The sequence below is a fragment of the Undibacterium pigrum genome (genome assembly GCF_003201815.1).
GTDB lineage: Bacteria > Pseudomonadota > Gammaproteobacteria > Burkholderiales > Burkholderiaceae_D > Undibacterium > Undibacterium pigrum.
The window spans coordinates 86,811-104,565 of sequence record NZ_QJKB01000006.1 but is presented as its reverse complement, the minus strand read 5'-3'; the positions used below and the strand labels follow the sequence as shown (position 1 = coordinate 104,565).

21 protein-coding genes are annotated in these 17,755 nt (G+C 50.7%); 10 read left to right on the top strand and 11 right to left on the bottom strand.

Annotation, left to right across the window (positions count from 1 at the left end):
- Positions 1 to 27: 27 nt before the first annotated feature.
- Genes DFR42_RS17770 through DFR42_RS17745 form a run of 6 tightly spaced genes read right to left on the bottom strand, consistent with a single transcriptional unit; the run spans position 28 to position 5,857 of the window.
- Positions 28 to 888, bottom strand: coding sequence for an STM4011 family radical SAM protein (locus tag DFR42_RS17770; RefSeq protein WP_110256367.1), 861 nt, complete (start codon positions 886 to 888; stop codon positions 28 to 30).
- A complete protein-coding gene (locus tag DFR42_RS17765) occupies positions 885 to 2,225 on the bottom strand; it encodes an STM4012 family radical SAM protein (RefSeq protein WP_110256366.1) in 1,341 nt (446 codons plus the stop codon). Before DFR42_RS17765 ends, DFR42_RS17770 begins: the two co-directional genes overlap by 4 nt.
- A complete protein-coding gene (locus DFR42_RS17760; RefSeq protein ID WP_110256365.1) occupies positions 2,222 to 3,028 on the bottom strand; it encodes an STM4013/SEN3800 family hydrolase in 807 nt (268 codons plus the stop codon). Before DFR42_RS17760 ends, DFR42_RS17765 begins: the two co-directional genes overlap by 4 nt.
- The gene (locus tag DFR42_RS17755; RefSeq protein WP_110256364.1) at positions 3,016 to 3,681 is read right to left on the bottom strand and encodes an HAD family hydrolase; all 666 of its coding nucleotides are present in this window, start codon (positions 3,679 to 3,681) and stop codon (positions 3,016 to 3,018) included. Before DFR42_RS17755 ends, DFR42_RS17760 begins: the two co-directional genes overlap by 13 nt.
- A complete protein-coding gene (locus tag DFR42_RS17750; protein ID WP_110256363.1) occupies positions 3,674 to 4,783 on the bottom strand; it encodes an STM4014 family protein in 1,110 nt (369 codons plus the stop codon). Before DFR42_RS17750 ends, DFR42_RS17755 begins: the two co-directional genes overlap by 8 nt.
- Positions 4,784 to 4,789: 6 nt before the next feature.
- Entirely contained in the window at positions 4,790 to 5,857 is a 1,068-nt protein-coding gene (locus DFR42_RS17745; RefSeq protein WP_110256362.1) for an STM4015 family protein, read from the bottom strand.
- A gap of 458 nt (positions 5,858 to 6,315) precedes the next feature.
- Here DFR42_RS17745 and DFR42_RS17740 point away from each other — a divergent pair, with 458 nt between their 5' ends.
- Both DFR42_RS17740 and DFR42_RS29915 read left to right on the top strand, forming a co-directional pair.
- The gene (locus tag DFR42_RS17740; protein WP_110256361.1) at positions 6,316 to 6,528 is read left to right on the top strand and encodes a cold-shock protein; all 213 of its coding nucleotides are present in this window, start codon (positions 6,316 to 6,318) and stop codon (positions 6,526 to 6,528) included.
- A gap of 422 nt (positions 6,529 to 6,950) precedes the next feature.
- Positions 6,951 to 7,082 (top strand): hypothetical protein, encoded by a 132-nt coding sequence (locus tag DFR42_RS29915; protein WP_281275174.1) that lies wholly within the window; start codon positions 6,951 to 6,953, stop codon positions 7,080 to 7,082.
- A gap of 57 nt (positions 7,083 to 7,139) precedes the next feature.
- On the opposite strand, the gene DFR42_RS17735 is transcribed toward DFR42_RS29915, so the two are convergent.
- Together DFR42_RS17735 and DFR42_RS17730 are read right to left on the bottom strand one after the other, a co-directional pair.
- Positions 7,140 to 8,117, bottom strand: coding sequence for an alpha/beta fold hydrolase (locus DFR42_RS17735; protein WP_110256360.1), 978 nt, complete (start codon positions 8,115 to 8,117; stop codon positions 7,140 to 7,142).
- Between the two features lie 2 nt (positions 8,118 to 8,119).
- A complete protein-coding gene (locus DFR42_RS17730; protein ID WP_110256359.1) occupies positions 8,120 to 9,079 on the bottom strand; it encodes a LysR family transcriptional regulator in 960 nt (319 codons plus the stop codon).
- A gap of 92 nt (positions 9,080 to 9,171) precedes the next feature.
- Here DFR42_RS17730 and DFR42_RS17725 point away from each other — a divergent pair, with 92 nt between their 5' ends.
- Positions 9,172 to 9,408 carry a hypothetical protein gene (locus tag DFR42_RS17725; RefSeq protein ID WP_110256358.1) on the top strand — a complete coding sequence of 79 codons (237 nt, stop codon included), beginning with the start codon at positions 9,172 to 9,174 and terminating at the stop codon, positions 9,406 to 9,408.
- 1 nt (position 9,409) lies between these two features.
- Here DFR42_RS17725 and DFR42_RS17720 read toward each other — a convergent pair whose 3' ends face one another.
- Positions 9,410 to 9,952: a GNAT family N-acetyltransferase gene (locus tag DFR42_RS17720; protein ID WP_110256357.1), complete on the bottom strand. Its 543-nt coding sequence runs from the start codon at positions 9,950 to 9,952 to the stop codon at positions 9,410 to 9,412.
- 102 nt (positions 9,953 to 10,054) lie between these two features.
- Between DFR42_RS17720 and DFR42_RS17715 the strand changes: the two genes are divergently transcribed.
- The 3 genes from DFR42_RS17715 to DFR42_RS17705 are packed head-to-tail and all read left to right on the top strand — an operon-like array spanning position 10,055 to position 12,059.
- Positions 10,055 to 10,666, top strand: coding sequence for a GyrI-like domain-containing protein (locus DFR42_RS17715; protein WP_110256356.1), 612 nt, complete (start codon positions 10,055 to 10,057; stop codon positions 10,664 to 10,666).
- A 32-nt stretch (positions 10,667 to 10,698) separates the two neighbouring features.
- Complete coding sequence (locus tag DFR42_RS17710) at positions 10,699 to 11,157, top strand: GyrI-like domain-containing protein (protein ID WP_110256355.1); 459 nt, start codon at positions 10,699 to 10,701, stop codon at positions 11,155 to 11,157.
- A 29-nt stretch (positions 11,158 to 11,186) separates the two neighbouring features.
- Positions 11,187 to 12,059 (top strand): AraC family transcriptional regulator, encoded by an 873-nt coding sequence (locus DFR42_RS17705; RefSeq protein ID WP_110256354.1) that lies wholly within the window; start codon positions 11,187 to 11,189, stop codon positions 12,057 to 12,059.
- On the opposite strand, the gene DFR42_RS17700 is transcribed toward DFR42_RS17705, so the two are convergent.
- Positions 12,056 to 12,964 (bottom strand): LysR family transcriptional regulator, encoded by a 909-nt coding sequence (locus tag DFR42_RS17700; RefSeq protein ID WP_110256353.1) that lies wholly within the window; start codon positions 12,962 to 12,964, stop codon positions 12,056 to 12,058. The genes DFR42_RS17705 and DFR42_RS17700 overlap by 4 nt on opposite strands.
- Before the next feature lie 147 nt (positions 12,965 to 13,111).
- Between DFR42_RS17700 and DFR42_RS17695 the strand changes: the two genes are divergently transcribed.
- Genes DFR42_RS17695 through DFR42_RS17680 form a run of 4 tightly spaced genes read left to right on the top strand, consistent with a single transcriptional unit; the run spans position 13,112 to position 16,856 of the window.
- On the top strand, positions 13,112 to 13,768 hold the full coding sequence (locus DFR42_RS17695) for a hydrolase (protein ID WP_110256352.1): 657 nt from the start codon (positions 13,112 to 13,114) through the stop codon (positions 13,766 to 13,768).
- Positions 13,769 to 13,827: 59 nt separating this feature from the next.
- On the top strand, positions 13,828 to 15,705 hold the full coding sequence (locus DFR42_RS17690; protein ID WP_110256351.1) for an amidohydrolase: 1,878 nt from the start codon (positions 13,828 to 13,830) through the stop codon (positions 15,703 to 15,705).
- On the top strand, positions 15,702 to 16,112 hold the full coding sequence (locus DFR42_RS17685) for a hypothetical protein (RefSeq protein WP_146218885.1): 411 nt from the start codon (positions 15,702 to 15,704) through the stop codon (positions 16,110 to 16,112). Before DFR42_RS17690 ends, DFR42_RS17685 begins: the two co-directional genes overlap by 4 nt.
- A gap of 33 nt (positions 16,113 to 16,145) precedes the next feature.
- Positions 16,146 to 16,856 carry a YoaK family protein gene (locus DFR42_RS17680; RefSeq protein ID WP_110256349.1) on the top strand — a complete coding sequence of 237 codons (711 nt, stop codon included), beginning with the start codon at positions 16,146 to 16,148 and terminating at the stop codon, positions 16,854 to 16,856.
- Positions 16,857 to 16,906: 50 nt separating this feature from the next.
- Here the strand turns inward: DFR42_RS17680 and DFR42_RS17675 are convergent, their stop codons facing one another.
- The gene (locus DFR42_RS17675) at positions 16,907 to 17,665 is read right to left on the bottom strand and encodes a head GIN domain-containing protein (RefSeq protein WP_110256348.1); all 759 of its coding nucleotides are present in this window, start codon (positions 17,663 to 17,665) and stop codon (positions 16,907 to 16,909) included.
- Positions 17,666 to 17,755: the final 90 nt, after the last annotated feature.

The following is a 17,755-nucleotide window of genomic DNA, read 5'->3' as shown; positions in this document are numbered from 1 at the left end:
TGCGTCCTTTCTAGCTCCTGAATGCCTTCAGGAAAAACGCACAGGTATCCTTTCCAGCAAGCCACTGCCATACACTTCATGCGATTTCATGGCATCCAGATGGATATAACCTATATGGCAATGACAAGTCGCTTTACTGCAAGTTTCTTTCTTGAGCATGCTGGCCAGCGAGTCTGTAAAAATATTGCCTTTGCGGGTTTTGATGAAGTGGCAGCGGAACAGGTCGCCATTACCTTCTATAGACACCACCTCACTGCCGGCCTTGCAGTCTTTGCCCATGCTTTCATACCAGGGCAGGTTCAACCTGAACAAATAATCGATATCTTCAAGAAAAGCGATTTCTTCTTCCGAGTAATAATCAACTTCACGCTTATAGGCATTGATCCACATATACACATCCTGTGGCAGGCGCTGGCGCAGAGAAGTGATTTGCGGGAAATGCTGCTTCAAACCCACTACACCTACGCTATGACGTATCTGCAAGGCAGCCAGTTCATTGCATTTGCTGACAAATTTTTCTTCCGTCACAAAGTCGGGATGATAGGTAGTCCACAAAGCCGTGGTCTGGGTATTACAGCGCGACAGCCATTGCGTATTCCAGGCCAGATTGGTTTGCGCCGCCACCTTGCTGACATGCGGCAGATGTGACAAACGTATCACCGCTTCCTGATACCATTTGCGCACCAGGGCTTCACCGTAAGGTGTAATAAACACTTCCATGGGCTGGTCGGCACTACTGTTTTGCTCTACCCAGTCCACAAATCTGTCCAGGTCTTTCTTATCCAGCGCCTGCAATTCACGGCTGTTTTTTTCTTTGGCAAAGGGGCAGTATTCGCAACTGTAATTGCAATCTGTCAGGTGGCCGCGGTAAATGACTTTCAGGCTCATTTGGTGACATACTCCTGCATCTTTTGTTTGACTGCTGGCGAAATAAACCAGTGACCGATAAGATCAGAATAAGCCATTCCTTCCCCTTGCAGTTGCATGCGACCGGCACTTTCTTGTGCCAGATTCATTTCCAGCAAGCTTTGCAATTCAGGAAAATCCGCATACACATCCGTTCCATAAATGCTTTGGTAATGCGCAGCATCCAAGCCTTGCGATTTCAAAAAAGACTTGATCAGGTAACGCCGTTTTCTGTCATCCTCAGACAGGCGTATGCCATAACTGGCCGTCATGAAGTCGGCACGTTCCTTCGCAACATAGTCATCGATGATCGCTGCCACATTCGGCTTGGCCACTGCGTATTCTGTCGAATAATGTACATCTGTCGTGTAAGACCTTGCGTTCGTACCCAGGCCTATCATGCCATCTTCCTGACATGAATATTCTGAACTCTCACGCAAACCAGCTACCTGCTTGCGGAACAGGCGCATGGAATCTTGCACATAACCATTGGCCTGCAAAAAGTCACGCCCTATACGGTAAAGTGTGCTACGTATGTCTTCGTTTTGTATGCTGATATGCTTCTTGAATAGCGAAGTCAGGGGACGCACATACAAGGGATAAAGAAAAATTTCAGTTGGTTGAAACTGTACCGCTTTTTGCAGCGATGCCAGCCAGGTTTCTGCAGTTTGCCCTGGTATGCCATAAATCAGGTCCAGATTAAATACCGGGAACTGGTAACTGCTTATTTTTTCGAGCAGTGGTTCCATCACGGTTTCTGGCTGTACCCGGCCTACCGAACGCGCTTCAGTTTCAATGAAGCTTTGTATGCCTATGCTGAGTCTTTGCACCCCATGCTGCGACAGGAAAGTCAGCTTTTCATCATTGATGGTATCGGGTGAAATCTCGAAGGAACCTGGTGTGTTTTTCAAGTCTACGCCCAGCGTATTGGTGTACACCGAGAATAGCTGTTCCAGTTGCTTGGTATCCAGATGGCTGGGTGTACCACCGCCTATGGCATAACCGGCAAAGTTGAAATCGCCGAGGCTATCTCTCACCACTTCAGCTTCCAGCTGGATTTTTTTCAGATAGAGACTGACCAGGTCTTCCTTGGGATGGGATACCGTGAACAAATTACAGAATGAGCATTTCATGCGGCAAAAAGGAATATGCGTGTAGAGATACAGTGCATGTTTTTTTTCTGTCGCCCAGAGTTCTTTTAAATCCAGCTTTTCTTCAAAATTTCTATATGCTGTTTTGTGCGGATAAGAATACAGATAGCTTTGAAAGCGATTGGTCTCTTCCAGATAGCGGCGAAATGTATGAGCTATCTCTGTCATACCAAACTCCCGCGTGTCATATGAAAATCTGCATAGGGGATAGTCCAGACCTTTTCATGCCCCAGCCTGTGCCCTGTAAAGCCGTCTTCACCGTAGGTTGTGCCGTGGTCAGAACTGATAATCACAAAAGTATCACCCATTTGATTGAATGCCTGTAACAAGGGCGGCAACTGGCTGTCGATATAACGCAATGCCGCAGCATGGCTGTCCAGGTTATCGCCAACTGAACCGGGCAGGTAATGACAATTGGGCTGGTGTAATGCAGATAAATTCATAAATAAAAAAACTTTTTGATCAAGTTTTTGCTGCAACAACTCTATGGCAAATTCAACTTGATGCCTGGTTGACTCAGGATCGGTCACACCAAACTCTGGCTGCCAGTAACTTTCTTGAAAAAGATCCGGCAAAACACAAGACAAGGGATTTTGCTTCTTGAAGAAACCAACCCCGCCTATGCAGATAGTGCGGTAACCGATGCCAGCAAAGCCGCTGACGATGTCCGGCGTATCAAAACTATAACTGTTTGTTCCCGTGGTTTCACTGCCCGCGAACTTCAATGAAAATAAACGTTCATGTACGCCCGGCCTGGCAGGAGTAGGAAGAAAACCGGCAAAGAAAGCGCAGTGCGATGCATAAGTAAAAGAACCGGGGGCATGGCGTTCTTCCCAGCCTGATGGCAATACACTGGCAAGAAAAGGCGTGCGACCTGCGGCAAGCTCTTCTTGTGCAATGTCATAGCGCAGGGTATCAAGAGTGATGAAGAGTACGTTGCTCTTACCAACGATCTGGTTCATATCATGCATGCCAGGGCCTCCTCCAGGTCATGGATGCCGGATAACTGATGATCTGGTCTGACTGCCACGGTTTCATTTCCAGGGTTGATGAAAATTGTTGTTAATTGCATGGCCATGGCTGGCTGCATATCATTGATGTAGTCGTCCCCTATCATGACTACACTGGCATGGTGAGCGTAACTCAAGGCATGTGAAAACAATTGCATATCAGGTTTGGCACAACCCACTTCAGCAGAAATGAAGATATGTTCAAAGTAATCGGCAAGGCCAGCCTGATGTAGTTTTCGCCTTTGCATATTGGCTGAACCGTTTGAGATAATCATGAGCTGGTAATCGGCAGATAAACGCTCCAGCATCGCATTGATCACGCTATCTGGCTTGACGAAATCTGGCAATGACATATGATCTTCCCATAAGCTTTCTGCGGTATATGGAAGGCCAGGAAAACCTTGCAATACTTCCTGACAAAAAAGCTTGCGGTCTTTCCTGCCATGGCAGTCCAGTGCAAGTATTTTTGCAAGCACCTGCGACATATCTGCTTCAAAAAATGCCGCCTGATTCCTGCTGATGAAATCCATCACGTAAGCGTGAAAAGCAGCATCCCTGTCTACCAGGGTATTGTCGATATCAAAAAGCAGACTGGCTTTTTTTGTCTTAAGCATGAGTCAGCCTCTGCCTTTCCAGCACTGCATTGATTTCTGCCAGATAAGTATTCTCATCTTTGTGCAGCAAGTTAGGCAGCAAATCGCCAAAGGCATTAGCTTCCAGCAGCACGGGTGATTTATCATTCCTTGGCAAAAGGATATCCAGCCCCGCATACAGGGAACGTGGAAAAGCCAGCATGGTTTTTTCTACCAGGGTATCGATTTCTTGCCAGGTAGCTGAGGGCAATTCCAGTTCATCCACTGCACAGCGCTGGTTGCCCAGATGCAGGTTGGTCATGGGACCACGACTGAGCCTGGCAATGGCATGTCTGCGCTGGCCTGCGATACCCATTACCCGCAAATCGTAAGAGCTGTCTTCATGCCTGGCCTTGGGTATCCAGCTTTCTACCATGGCACCCTGTGCGAACAAGAAATCAAGAATGTTCTGTATCTTGTCTCGTGTAGTATATTTTTTTATTTTCAGTGAATTGTAATAACGTTCACCATCAATACCATGCACTATCTCTACCGTAGAGTAAGCCTGCTCTTTACCGTTTCTTTTATTGTATTCATAAGCGACGATACCCGATGCAGAAGAACTGGAATTCAGTTTGATAAAAAAGCGGCTGTACGCCTGCGCTTCTGCATAAGCGAAAAATTCATCATAGCTGGAAAATACTGGCAGGCTGGGTAGCGTATGGGCTGACAATATTTGTTTGCACAAGGGCTTGTTAAACATGCTGATGATGTCTTCAGGATGATTAAAAAAGTGCAGCCCGGCTGCCTGCTGTGCGATTGATCCCATCAATCTGGAAAACCCCTGGAACCATAGTCGCGGATGATAAATCCTGCCGCGTTCATCTTCCAGTTCGCTGGCATTTTCCAGACCACCAAGGGCGAGTATTTTCTTTTCCACTGCAAAATTTTCACCTGGCGACTCTATCCTTACCGTGTCACCATCCCTGAGTACATCAGGCAGTTTGCACTCACCATTCAATATACCCAGATAGGGGATGACCAGGGCAGCATCCTGCCCTGCTTGCTGCAATGCTTCCTGGAAAAAATGTACACGCCGGTTTTCAGGATTACCTATCAGTACAAAGCGGGATTTCTTTTGCATCTGTCTTTATTCTGTGACTGCTGGATAACGCCATTCATCTTCAGTGTCTTGCTGGTCAGTGACATCCACCAGGATAGACAATTTTTTGAATTCCTTGATCATGTCATTCGACAAATAATGGTAATGCAAGTCCAGCTTTTTAAGCCCGGCTATCTTGCTGCTGTCCAGCAAGGCGCGACCACCCTCGTCGCTGAGCGTGCCCATGGAGAGGTCCAGCGTTTCCAGTTGCTCCAGCACAGATGCCTGCGCAATTTCAATCGCTATCTCATTGGCGATTTCACTGTCTACCAGGCCCAGATGTTTCAGTTTGGGGAACAGGCCTTTTTGCATGAAGGGACGTAAATCATCAAGCTTACCGTCAAAGCCATATTCATCAACACCGATATACAGTTGCAGATATTCGAGACTGGGCAAATGGGCTGTCGCAATTTTTTCTATGACTTCTTTGGGCAGACCACCACATTCTATGGTCAATGCTTTGAGATGCTCATGTTTTAGCGGCTGGGAAGTCAAGACCAGGTCTTTCGAACCCTTGATATGCAAGCGTTCCAGCGCGGGGAAGGCTGCAAACAGATTTGTGTAATCGGCCTGGGTGATCCAGGATATTTCACACTCTTCTGAATCCATGTCACCAACAAACAATTCTTTCAATTGGGGCAGTTTGCCTGGATTGGCGATCAACAGGTTCAGGGATTCTTGCGGGCCTTCTTCATATGCTTCTTCCCACGCAGCAATCACCAGTGACTCAACTTCTGTTGCCTGGCTACTGTCCAGGAAAGCGGTGACTTTTTCCAGCAGGGTCTTGCCTTCTTCTGCTTCGTCGTAACTGACGCCTATACGTCGCGCTACTTTCTTGGCGCTGGCATCGGTTTTTTCTACATAACCCTTTTTGGTTTTTTCACTGATCAGCTTTTCCATTTCCTTTTGCGCTTTTTCTGGCGTATCAAAGCTGCTGATTTTTTCCTGACCTGCGGTACCTATCTTGCCGTACTTCACATTCAAGGTATTTGCTTCAATTTCTATCTGCCAAAATTTATAAGACTTGGAATCCTGGTATTCAAAATAATGTTTCATTGCCTGCCACCTTATGTATGCGGTTAATTTCAGACTGCAAAAATATCTTGTCTTTCACACTAGATAATCGTGTTCACCCTGCGCCTTGTCAAGCAAGAAAATCAATTGTTACATCGGACAGTTTTACTATTTACTTTCCTATGAGGGATGGGGCAATTTGCCAGACACAATGCTCTGCAAGCGCGGTCTTTTCGACATTGAAAAAATCATAGTAATTAAGTGCCAGTCAAAAATCCGCACGATTAGTCGCTCAAAATATTTTTTAAAAAAAATTAGGCACTTTCAAAGTAAACGTGTATATTCCGTCCTGTACTTGCATCAAGTCCTTAATTTGTTGGTCCCAATTCCGCATAGCTTTATCTCTCTGGCTGTTCTGTCTTTTCTCCACTGGTTTTATCACTTGCTTACAAGTCCATATTGGGCAATTTCGCCTATGGTTTTATCAAAAGGAAAAAAACATGAGTACTCAAACAGGTATAGTTAAATGGTTCAACGATGCCAAGGGCTTCGGCTTTATCGCTCCTGATGCAGGTGGTGCAGATTTGTTCGCACACTTCCAGGACATACAGTCCAGCGGCTTCAAAAGCCTGAGCGAAAACCAGCGTGTGTCTTTCGAGCGCACAGCCGGTCCTAAAGGCGACAAAGCCAGCAACATCCAGATTCTGTCTTAATCAGACTTAAGGTCCTCAGGGACCTTGCCGGGCGAATTCAATTTGCCCAGTCGCAGCGCTTTTGACTAGTTTAGTAATACCGGCCAGTGACACCACGCAGATAGCATGGGTTGCTGGGGACTAGTCAATCGCATGGCGACACCCTTCACCTGTCAGTGTTTTCGTCCAGTACAAAATGCTGATGCGCAGAATGATACTTACCGGCTTTTGGTACCTTGCAGATAGCATGGATCAAGAGAAAATGGTATTGTCGTTAAAGGATGCATAGTGCATCCTGTGCACAAGACCGCAGAGTAAGCTCAGCCTACTCCAAAGCGCCTTCATTCTCACCGGCTGGTTTTGCATGTATATGTGTATATATATGCGAACCGGGAAATGGTGTAGTGAAGTGTTGAAGGATCTCATTCGTGGTAGCTCCTGTCATGGACCGAACTATAGCGGACCAGCAGGAACAGGCAAACACCCCCACATTACACCGCGCAGATAGCACGGGTGATGCACCAAGCAGTGACACCACGCAGATAGCATGGGTTGTTGTCAGTTTGCCGGAATGAATGGAATGCCCACCCCTGGTGGGCTTTTTGCGTTTACAGGTATCCACATCTTTCTATTCATTTCAAAAATTCTTTCACAACTGCCACCGTTGCTGCCGGATCTTCTTCATGCGGCACATGGCCCAGCTTGTCGAATATCACCAGCTTGCTGCCTGCAATATCCTGATTGAATTTGCTGGCATATTCCGGTGGTATCAGTCTGTCCTGCCCACCCCAGATAATCAATGTAGGCACATGTATGTTCTTGATGCTGGCTGCGTGAGCACCAGAACTGGTTTGCTGGAAGCGCTGGCTCAGGGCATGGCGGTTACCTTCGCGCAAAGTCATGGCGGTATATCTGTCGACCAGGGCTGGCGTGACTTTATCAGGGTTGCCATACACATTTTTCACACTGTTTTCCATCATGCGACGCGGCAAGATATGTTCTGCTATCCAGGCAACTTGCGGCATGCGGGCGATACGAAAACCCAAGGGTATAGAGCTGGACTTGAAAGCATAGCCACCGGCATCCACCAGTATCAGCCGCTCTACCCTTTGCGGCGCTGCCACTGCGACCTGCCATGCCACTTCACCCCCGAGAGAATTACCGGCTATGATGCAACGCTCTACCTTCATGGTGTCCAGCAAGTCGAGGATGAATCTGGCATAGGTGGGGCTGCGGTAATCAGCATCGGCCCTGGGGCCGGTCAGGCCAAAGGCGGGTATATCCATGCTGATGACGCGGTGCTGGCCTTTCAATTCTGCCACCCAGGCTTCCCAGGTATGCAGGCTGGCTGAAGTGCCATGAATTAAGATGATGGGTACAGGGTCATCCTGTTTGCCCTCATCACGTACATGAACAGACATGCCATTGACAGTAATGAATTGCGAAGGTGGCGGTGCCCAGCGTGCTTTCAATTCATCGACAGGTTTATCGGGCGCCCAGAATATCGCCAGGGCTATACCCAGCAGACATAATATGGTCAGGCTCAAACCAGCAATAAAGAGAAAAAAACGCCTTAAAAATCGCTTACCAGGAGATGAGGTATTTTGCATGACTATTCCTCAGTAAAGTCTTGTTGCAAAGCTGCTTGCAATGCATTGCCTGCAATTTGCATGAAAGCGCGCACTCTTGCCGTATTCCGCAAATCCACATGTGTCAGCATCCATAAAGGAGATTGCAAAGCTGCAATTGGCTCAGACAAAGCACGCAATCCCGGCACGTCGCGTGCAACAAATTCCGGCAGGATACTGACACCCATACCTGTCCTGATCAGTGCAGTGGCACTGGGAAAATGGTCGGCCCGTGCCACCACGACTTGCGCAGGCACATGCGCATCGACCCAGCGGTCATATGTTCTGTCCTGACCATCAAAACCTATCCAGGGGAAATCCTGCGTCAATGCCTCCAGTGGCAACAGAGTATGCGGTTTGAGCCTGGCCATGCAAGGCGCTTCATGCCAGCCATATACACGTATCCTGATTTGCCCCAGTTGCCGCCCTACCAGACTGTCAGGTACCTCAGCAGACATGCGGATTGCCACATCTGCTTCACGCCTTGCGAGGTCCACTCTTGCGCGGGCCGTGCGCACTTCGACTTCAATCTGACTGTGCCGGGCATGAAATTTTGCCAGGGCAGCAGGTAATAAATACATGGCAACGACATGGGCGGTAGTGACGCGCACATGCCCGGTGAGACGGGTATCTCCACCGATGATTTCACGTTCTGCCTGTGCAATCAGGGATTCACATTGCTCAGCTGCGCGCCGCAGGTTTTCACCAGCTTCTGTACAGACATAGCCAGTGCGCAAACGCTCGAACAAACGCACGGCCAGCTTTGCTTCCATGGCTTCTACCCGGCGCAATACTGTGGAATGTGTGACTTTCAAGACCCTTGCGGCGGCGGACAAGGAGCTGCCTCTGGCGACAGCCAGGAGATAACGCAAGTCATCCCAGTCCAGGCGTGCGGCATCTGGAGCGTCAGAGATGGATATAGTTGATGTAGATGGACTGTGCATTTATGCGGATGAAAAGCGCAAATTTGTCGATTCCCTGTGCATAGCTTAGCACCTATACTGCCCCGGTGAACAGCATTGCATGGGGAAACAACATGAAGAATAAAACTGGAAATGGCCCCCGATCTGCCGCACCAGACCAGCCTGTCAGCATGTTTGAGAAATATTTTGACAACTTATTTGGCAACTTATTTGGCAACTTATGGGCAAGCTGGTGCGTCTGGGTCAGCAGGCTCAATGCGCGCATAGATGCCCAGCCCATGCCACGCCATCATCGGCTGGGCTCATGGCAGCATATCAAGCGTGAAGAATTAAAACGCGAACATGAATAAATCAGGCTAGCAACTTGCGCATGCGGCTAAGCGGGGCGATCACGCCATCTGGCAAATCAAGCTGGAAGCGTTCAAACACCTGGAAACCACAGGCCAAGTACAACGGCTCACCCGGCATGGTAGCCGCCAGCTCCAGCACGGTGTAGCCTGCCGCCTGCGCCTGGGTACTGCAATGTTCCAGTAAAAGACGGCCCAGGCCACGCCGTGCGGCTGAGGGTTCGACAAAGAATGCGCGTATGCGTGCTGCTTCTGTCGCCGGATCCAGCAATCCGTCCACGCCATGCTTGGCCTGGTCGCCGCCAAACAGGGTCTTGCGTTTGCTCCAGCCGCCACAGGCCTGCATCCTGCCCTGTTCTTCAATGACAAAATAAGTCTGGTCATGGATGAGTTGTGTGTCGACGCCAAATACATGTGTCAGCAGTGCTTGCGCCTGCTCTGGTGTATAAAAGCTTGCGCTGAGCTGTATGGCTGAGCGCGCAATCAGGGCTTGCATGGCGGCGATATCAGCTTCCTTGGCACAACGTATCGTCAAACTGGCGTCCATTATGGTTCCCTTTCATATAGCCCGACTACAAGTCCGCAAGATTTGTCAAATCCCTTCATGCTAAGGTAGCTACCTCTCTGACAAGAAGAATAGACCGTCATCATGGAAAAACTGGATTTGAAGAAACAATTGAAATCTGTTTATCAGGCTTCAGCCACGACTGTGACCGAGGTCGATGTCCCTGTATTTCATTTTCTCATGATAGATGGCCAGGGTGATCCAAATTCTTCTGCTGAGTATAGCGCCGCCGTCGAAGCCTTGTTTACGGTGTCCTATACCCTGAAGTTCATGATAAAGAAAAGCAGTGCAGCGATAGACTATGCCGTCATGCCGCTTGAGGGCCTGTGGTGGGCCGACGATATGGCCGATTTTGTAGCAGACCGTAAAAACCAATGGTGCTGGACCATGATGATCATGCAGCCTGAGTTCATCACTGCGGAAATGGTGGCAGATGCCATCACGGCAGCGGGCAAGAAAAAAAACCTGCCAGCGCTGCAGCAATTACGCTTTGAAAATTTCAATGAAGGACATTGCGCACAAATCCTGCACAAAGGTCCTTTCAGTGATGAAGGGCCAACCATAGAACGCCTGCATCAGTACATCGACGCACATGGCAAGCTGGCAGGCAAGCATCACGAGATTTATCTCAGCGATATACGCAAGGCAGCGCCAGAAAACTGGAAAACCATCATACGTCAACCCATGAAGAAGTAAGTCATTCATCACTTTTGGAACAGGATAAAACCATGCAAACAAAAATCGTCACAGTAGACAGTTTCCAGATCAGCGGCCTGCAAGTACGCACCCGCAATGCGGATGAAGCCGATAACGCCAAGGGCAAGATAGGCCCTCTGTGGGGACAATTTTTTGCCAGGAGTTTGCCAGAGACATTGCCAGGAAAAACCGGTGATGGAAAAATCTATGGTGTGTATTCAAATTATGAAAGCGATGCGAGTGGCTTGTTTGACGTGACTGCAGGCGTTGCGGTGACTTCGGCACCGGCAGATTTCGCCAGCGTCAACATCGCTGCGGGACGCTACATGGTATTTAACTGCGAAGGTGAAATGCCTGCTGCCATCATAGAAGGCTGGGGCAAGGTCTGGTCTTATTTTTCCAGTGGCGCAGCACATGAACGCCTTTACCTGACTGATTTTGAAGAATATCAGGGACCACAACAAGCTGCCATCTACATCGGTATAAAATAAGCGGCAACAACAATTCCAGGAAGGCCAGCATGTCCGCATTGTCCACCAGTCCAGCCCTGCAAGTCAGTTATGAACGCCGTCTCTCACGCGTCACCAATTACCTGCATGCCCATCTCGATGAAGACCTGGATTTGAACAAGCTGGCCGAAATTGCCTGTATGTCGCCCTACCACTGGCACCGCATCTATCGCGCCATTCATGGTGAGAGCGTGGTGGCAACCGTCAAGCGCCTGCGTCTGCAAAGGGCAGCAACCCTGCTGGCTCGTAGCGACATGGCGATAGACCAGATCGCAGAATTTTCTGGCTACCCCAATCTGCAATCTTTCACCCGCATCTTTGCTTCGGTATATGGGCAACCACCAGCGCGTTACCGCAAGGAAGGCAGCCATCAGCAATTCCCCATGCCAGATGAACTCAGTGCCGACCTGCACTTCCCCGTCAGCATTACCAGCATAGCACCCGTGCAATTGCTGGGCATAGACAATACTGGCAGTTACATGAGCATCAGCAAGACCTTCGATATCCTGACCGGCTGCGCCGCGTCACGCCAGCTGTTCAGGGAAGATACCCGCTGGTTCGGCATTTACTACGATGATGCAATGACGGTAGATGAAGACAAACTGCGCTCCAAAGCCTGCATCAGCGCACCCCATCCCTTGCCTGAACAGGCTTTGCAAGCCCCCTTGTCACTGACTGAACTGCGTGGCGGTAAATATGCGGTGCTGACATACAAGGGGCCTTATTCGGACATGCAGCCGGTCTACCGCTGGTTCTTTGGCGTCTGGCTGCCAGCATCCGGTGAAGAGATAGATGATGCACCACCGTTTGAAGAATACCTCAACAACCCGCGCGATACCGCACCGGCAGATTTGTTGAGTAATATTTACATGCCCTTGCGTTAAGCGAATGGAGCCAGCGCTTCCTCATTGAATTCCCTGACCAGGAAATCAATGAAGGCCCTGGCCGCCATGGGCAATCTGCTGGACGGCACGTACAGGGCATACAGGCTGATCAATGGAGCCTCTTGCCACTCACCGAGTATCTGGACCAGCTCACCCCGTGCTACCCATTGTTGGGTGATGAAATCCGGCTGCAAGACTATGCCCAGACCATCGGCGGCGGCTTGCGCCAGCATCTCGCCATTATTCGAACACAGGGCACCGCCTACGCGTACGCGTTTTTCACTACGGCCATCGCTGAGCAGCCATTCCGCCCCGGTCAGGTTATGTCCATAATTCAGGCACCTGTGCTGGGCCAGCTGTGCTGGCTCTACGGGTATGCCATGCTGCTCCAGATAGGCAGGGCTGGCATACAGCGAACGCTTGACGGCACAGATGCGGCGTGCTGCCAGGTTGGAATCACTCACATGGGCGATGCGCAGGCTCAGGTCAAAGCCCATTTCTATGGGATTGAGCATGCGGTCGTTCAGGTCCATGCGCAATTCAACCCGCGGATGCTGTTTCAAAAACTGACTCATGCGCGGCGCCAGCATGATGGTGCCAAAGCTCATGGGGGCATTCACCACCAGCTTGCCTATCGCCTGGGTGCGCCTTTCAGTCAGGGCCAGACTTACCTCGTCGGACAGAGCCAGGATGGAGCGCACGTATTCATGCAGCTCTGCACCCGCACTGGTCAGTGACAGAGCGCGGCTGGTACGGTTCAGGAGCTTGACGTTATAGGTCTCTTCGAGCGAGGCCACCAGCTTGCTGACCTGCGAGCGTGTGACATCCATTTCACGTGCGGCTGCCGCAAAGCTGCCATGTTGCCAGGAAAGGGCAAAAGCGCGAAAGGCATCTAGTCTGTCCATGCAATGTTTCCAATCTGGATACTTAACGAAGACATTTTACTATCTGGTGCGCATTATGGAAACAATCTACAGTACACATGTCTGGACGCCAATTGTTGAAAAATTAAAGCCTTAAAACCCTGAATACCAACTGACGGAGTAACTATCATGAGCAACCCAAAACTGGATTTACTGACAGCCAACAACCACAGCCTGATCCTGATTGATCATCAGCCACAAATGACCTTCGGCGTTGCCAGCGGCATAGACCGCCAACTGCTGAAAAACAATGTGATAGGCCTGGCCAAGTCTGCCAAGGTATTCAAGGTACCGACCGTGCTGACTTCGGTAGAGACTGCCGGTTTCTCCGGTGAAATCTGGCCTGAGCTGCTGGCCGAGCTGCCAGACAACAAGATTTTTGAACGTACCTCGATGAATACCTGGGATGATGACGCAGTCAAAGCCGAGCTGAAAAAATTTGGCCGTAAAAAACTGGTGTTTGCAGCCCTGTGGACTGAAGTCTGCCTGACCTTCCCGGTGCTGGAAGCGATGCGTGATGGCTATGAAGTGTATTTCGTTGAAGACGCCTCTGGCGGCACTTCAGCCGCTGCCCATAACATGGCCTTGCAACGCATGATACAGGCAGGTGCCGTGCCCATGACCTGGCAACAATACCTGCTGGAACTGCAACGCGACTGGGGCAAAAAAGATACCTACGAAGGCACGACAGGCGTGGTGGTTGAACATAGCGGCGCCTATGGTTCTGGCATAGATTATGCAATAACCCATGTACACAAAATGGCTGCACGCAAAGTTGCACATTGAGTGACAATGAGTAGTACCCGGAATGCAACCTATGATCAATCTTAACCACAACTGACATCATGATCGCTATCGCCGACACACTGTACCTGAATGGCCGTTTCACTACCCTGGACAAACAAAACCCTCAGGCAAATGCGGTAGCGATTGCTGATGGCAAATTCATCGCCGTCGGCGATGCCGCAGAAGTGCACCGCCACATGGGGTCGAACACCAAAGTCATTGACCTCAAAGGCCGCGCCGCCATCCCCGGTTTGCATGATAGCCACACCCACCTGATACGGGCAGGGCTGAACTACACCATGGAATTGCGCTGGGATGGCGTGCCTTCCCTGGCAGATGCCATGCGTATGCTGAAAGAGCAAGTTGCCCGTACCCCGGCCCCGCAGTGGGTGCGTGTGGTAGGTGGCTTCACCGAGCATCAGTTTGCAGAAAAAAGGCTGCCAACGCTGGCAGAAATCAATGCTGCAGCACCTGATACGCCTGTGTTTATCCTGCACTTGTATGACCGTGCGCTACTCAACGGCGCAGCCCTGCGTGCAGTCGGCTATACCAAAGACACACCGAGCCCTCCGGGTGGTGAAATCGAGCGCGACAAACAGGGCAACCCGACCGGGCTGCTGCTGGCCAAGCCAAATGCCATGATCCTGTATGCGACGCTGGCAAAGGGGCCCAAACTGGATCCGGATGCGCAAGAGATTTCTACCCGGCTGTTCATGCGCGAATTGAACCGGCTCGGCATTACCTCAGTCATTGATGCGGGTGGCGGTTTTCAAAATTACCCGGATGACTACCGCATCATAGAAAAACTGCAGAAGGCAGACGAACTGACTGTGCGCATCGCCTACAACCTGTTTACCCAGAGACCGAAGCAGGAAGTAGAAGATTTCCAGACCTGGAGTGATTTACTGCCACCTCTGTCTGGCGATGCGATGTACCGTCACAATGGCGCGGGTGAAATGCTGGTATTTTCAGCAGCTGATTTTGAAGATTTTCGCGAGCCACGCCCAACTCCTGTCGATAGCATGGAAGATGAGCTGGAGCGCGTAGTACGCCTGCTGGTAGAAAAGCGCTGGCCCTTCCGCCTGCATGCGACCTATGACGAAACCATCAGCCGGGCACTGGATACCTTTGAGCGTGTAAACCGCGATATTCCATTCAACAATCTGCACTGGTTCTTTGATCATGCAGAAACCATCAGTCCACAAAACATAGACCGTGTCAGGGCATTGGGTGGCGGCATCGCGATTCAGCACCGCATGGCCTATCAGGGTGAATATTTCATCGAGCGTTACGGCAGCCAGAAAGCTGCGCATTCACCACCGGTGCGGCGCATGCTTGATGCTGGCATTCCAGTCGGCGGTGGTACCGATGCCACCCGTGTCGCCAGTTACAACCCCTGGGTCAGCCTTGCATGGATGATCACTGGCAGGACCGTCGGTGGTACTAATCTGTATCAGTCAGATAATCTGCTGGACCGGGAAACCGCCTTGCGCCTGTGGACTACAGGCAGTGCCTGGTTTTCCAATGCAGATGGCAGACAGGGGCAGATCAAGGCCGGACAACTGGCGGACTTCATCGTGCCCTCAGCCGATCTGTTTGCAATTCCTGAAATGGACATCGCCAGCCTGGTGTCGCACCTGACCGTCGTTGGCGGCAAGGTCGTGCATGGTGACGACGTATTTTCTGATCTCGCCCCACCTATGCCACAGGCAGCCAATGACTGGGCACCGACCAATGTCTTTGGTGGCTACTGGCGCGAACCGCCGGTGCAAAAAAACAAAACCGGTCATTTGCAAAAACCTGTACAGCATGCCAACTGCTGTGCGAAACCCTGCCAGGTTCATGGGCATGGTCATACGTCCAGTTGGCTCAATCCCGTGCCGGTATCGGATGAAAAAAGTTTTTGGGGCGCACTGGGCTGTGGATGCTGGCTATGACACTGCCTTCTTCGATACAGACACTGGCCCTGGCTATGCTGGCGAGTGTGTTCGCCTGGAGTGCCGCTGACAAACTGTTGCACTGGCAAGACGGACTTACAGAAGTCCGTACACAACTGCCTTTTGCTCCTGTGATTTTATTATGCGGCACCGTGTTCTTGCAGGCTGCTGGCAGCTTGTGCTTGCTGGCAGCAGCCTTCTTTCCCGACCAACCCATGCTGCGTTATCTGGGCGGCTGGGCAGCGCTTGCCCTGGCTGGTTTCACCTGCATGGCAACGCTGCTGTTTCATGCTTTCTGGCGAGAAGCAAATGCCCGGGATAAGCGACGCACACTGACCGTATTTCTGGAACACCTTGCTTTGGCCGGTGGCCTGTTGCTGGCATTCACGCTTTTACTGACTACCTGATTCACTCACATTCACTGGATACGGACAGCCAATATGCCCACCGACATTTCTTCTGCAACACCAGCAAGCAGCCCTGTACCGGTCTTTCATGCCTGGATGGCACCACTGCTGGCCCTGGTCGCCGCATATATAGATACCCTGGGTTTCATTGCCCTGTTCGGGCTATTCACTGCCCATGTCACGGGAAACTTTGTCCTGATAGGTGCTGCCTTCGTACACGGTGGCAGTGGCATGACTTTAAAGTTCCTGGCTTTCCCGGCTTTCATCGCTGGTGTCTTGGTGGCCAAATGGACACACGGATTTTTGAGCGCACGTGGCAGCACGAGGGTATTAAAAACCTTGCTGGCGCTGGAAGCCCTGTTCCTGTTCTCCTTTGCCATGACAGGTATTTTGCTGCGGCCTGACCTGGATGCCAATCCCGGATATACCGCCATCGCCACCGGCATGCTGGGTGCGCTGGCCATGGGCTTGCAGAATGGCACCAGCCGCCTGAGCCTGTCCAGCCTGGTACCCACCACGGTCATGACCGGCAATGTGACGCAGATCGTGATTGATCTCGTCGATGCCGCATCAGGTAACATTGTTGCGCGCGAACGCACACGCCGCTTCATACCTGCAGTTGCAGGTTTTGTAGTAGGTGCGGTCGGCGGTGCCGTCGCTTACATCGGCATGGGTTTTATGGCCGTCTTGCCAGTCATTGCAGTGTTGCTGGTGTTGATACGCCTTGCGGACCCGCGCGTGTAATCTGCAAGGATAATATCCGGATGCAGATTACAGACTACGGGCCGCATTGCCTAGCCAGGCACGTCACCTTTGCGCGTCACTTTGCCAGAACCGCCTATGGACTTACTGATTTTTGGATCACCGTAGTAAGCAACATCGCCGGAGCCACCTATGCTGACATCAAGCTTGTCCTTGGCCCATACCTGCGCAGAACCTGAGCCGCCTATCTTGATTTTGACATTTCTGGATTCCAGCTTGCCCACCTGTATATCACCATTGCCACCTATCGTGCCAGCAAACTCAGGGGCACTGCCCGCTGCCATGAAATTGCCACTGCCACCTATGGCGACACTCAGGCTATCAGCCTGCAAGGCCTTGACTTGTATATCACCTGAACCACCTATACTGGCTTTCACTTGTTTGGCGACCAGCTTGTCTGTCCAGATTTTTCCTGAGCCACTGACAGCAATCTTGTCCAGATTTTTGCAATAGACAATGATGTTCAAGGTTTTGGTTTTGGGGTAGGTATTCTTTTCCGCGCTACGGATCATCAGATGACCATTCTCGACCACGGTTTCCACCAGTACTTGCAAATTGTCGTCAGTCTCAACCTGCACACCTTCCTTGTCACCCTGGCGCAATTCCAGCATGGCAGGCAAGGCCAGATTTACGGCAGTGTAAGCACTGACGCTGCGGTCTTGCTTCTGGATTTTTCCAGAACCCTCAATACCCTTGCCTGAAAACCAGCCAGCAGTGGCGGGAAGAGTGGCCAGGGCCAGCACAGTGCCTATGGCACCGATTACATGACGACGAGAAATTAATTTGTTCAACTTAGTCTCCAGTATAGTTTGTTGTCATCAGACTATAGTTAATAAGCTAAGTTCCTGCAAAGAAAAACTATCTGCAATCGTCTTTTTGTT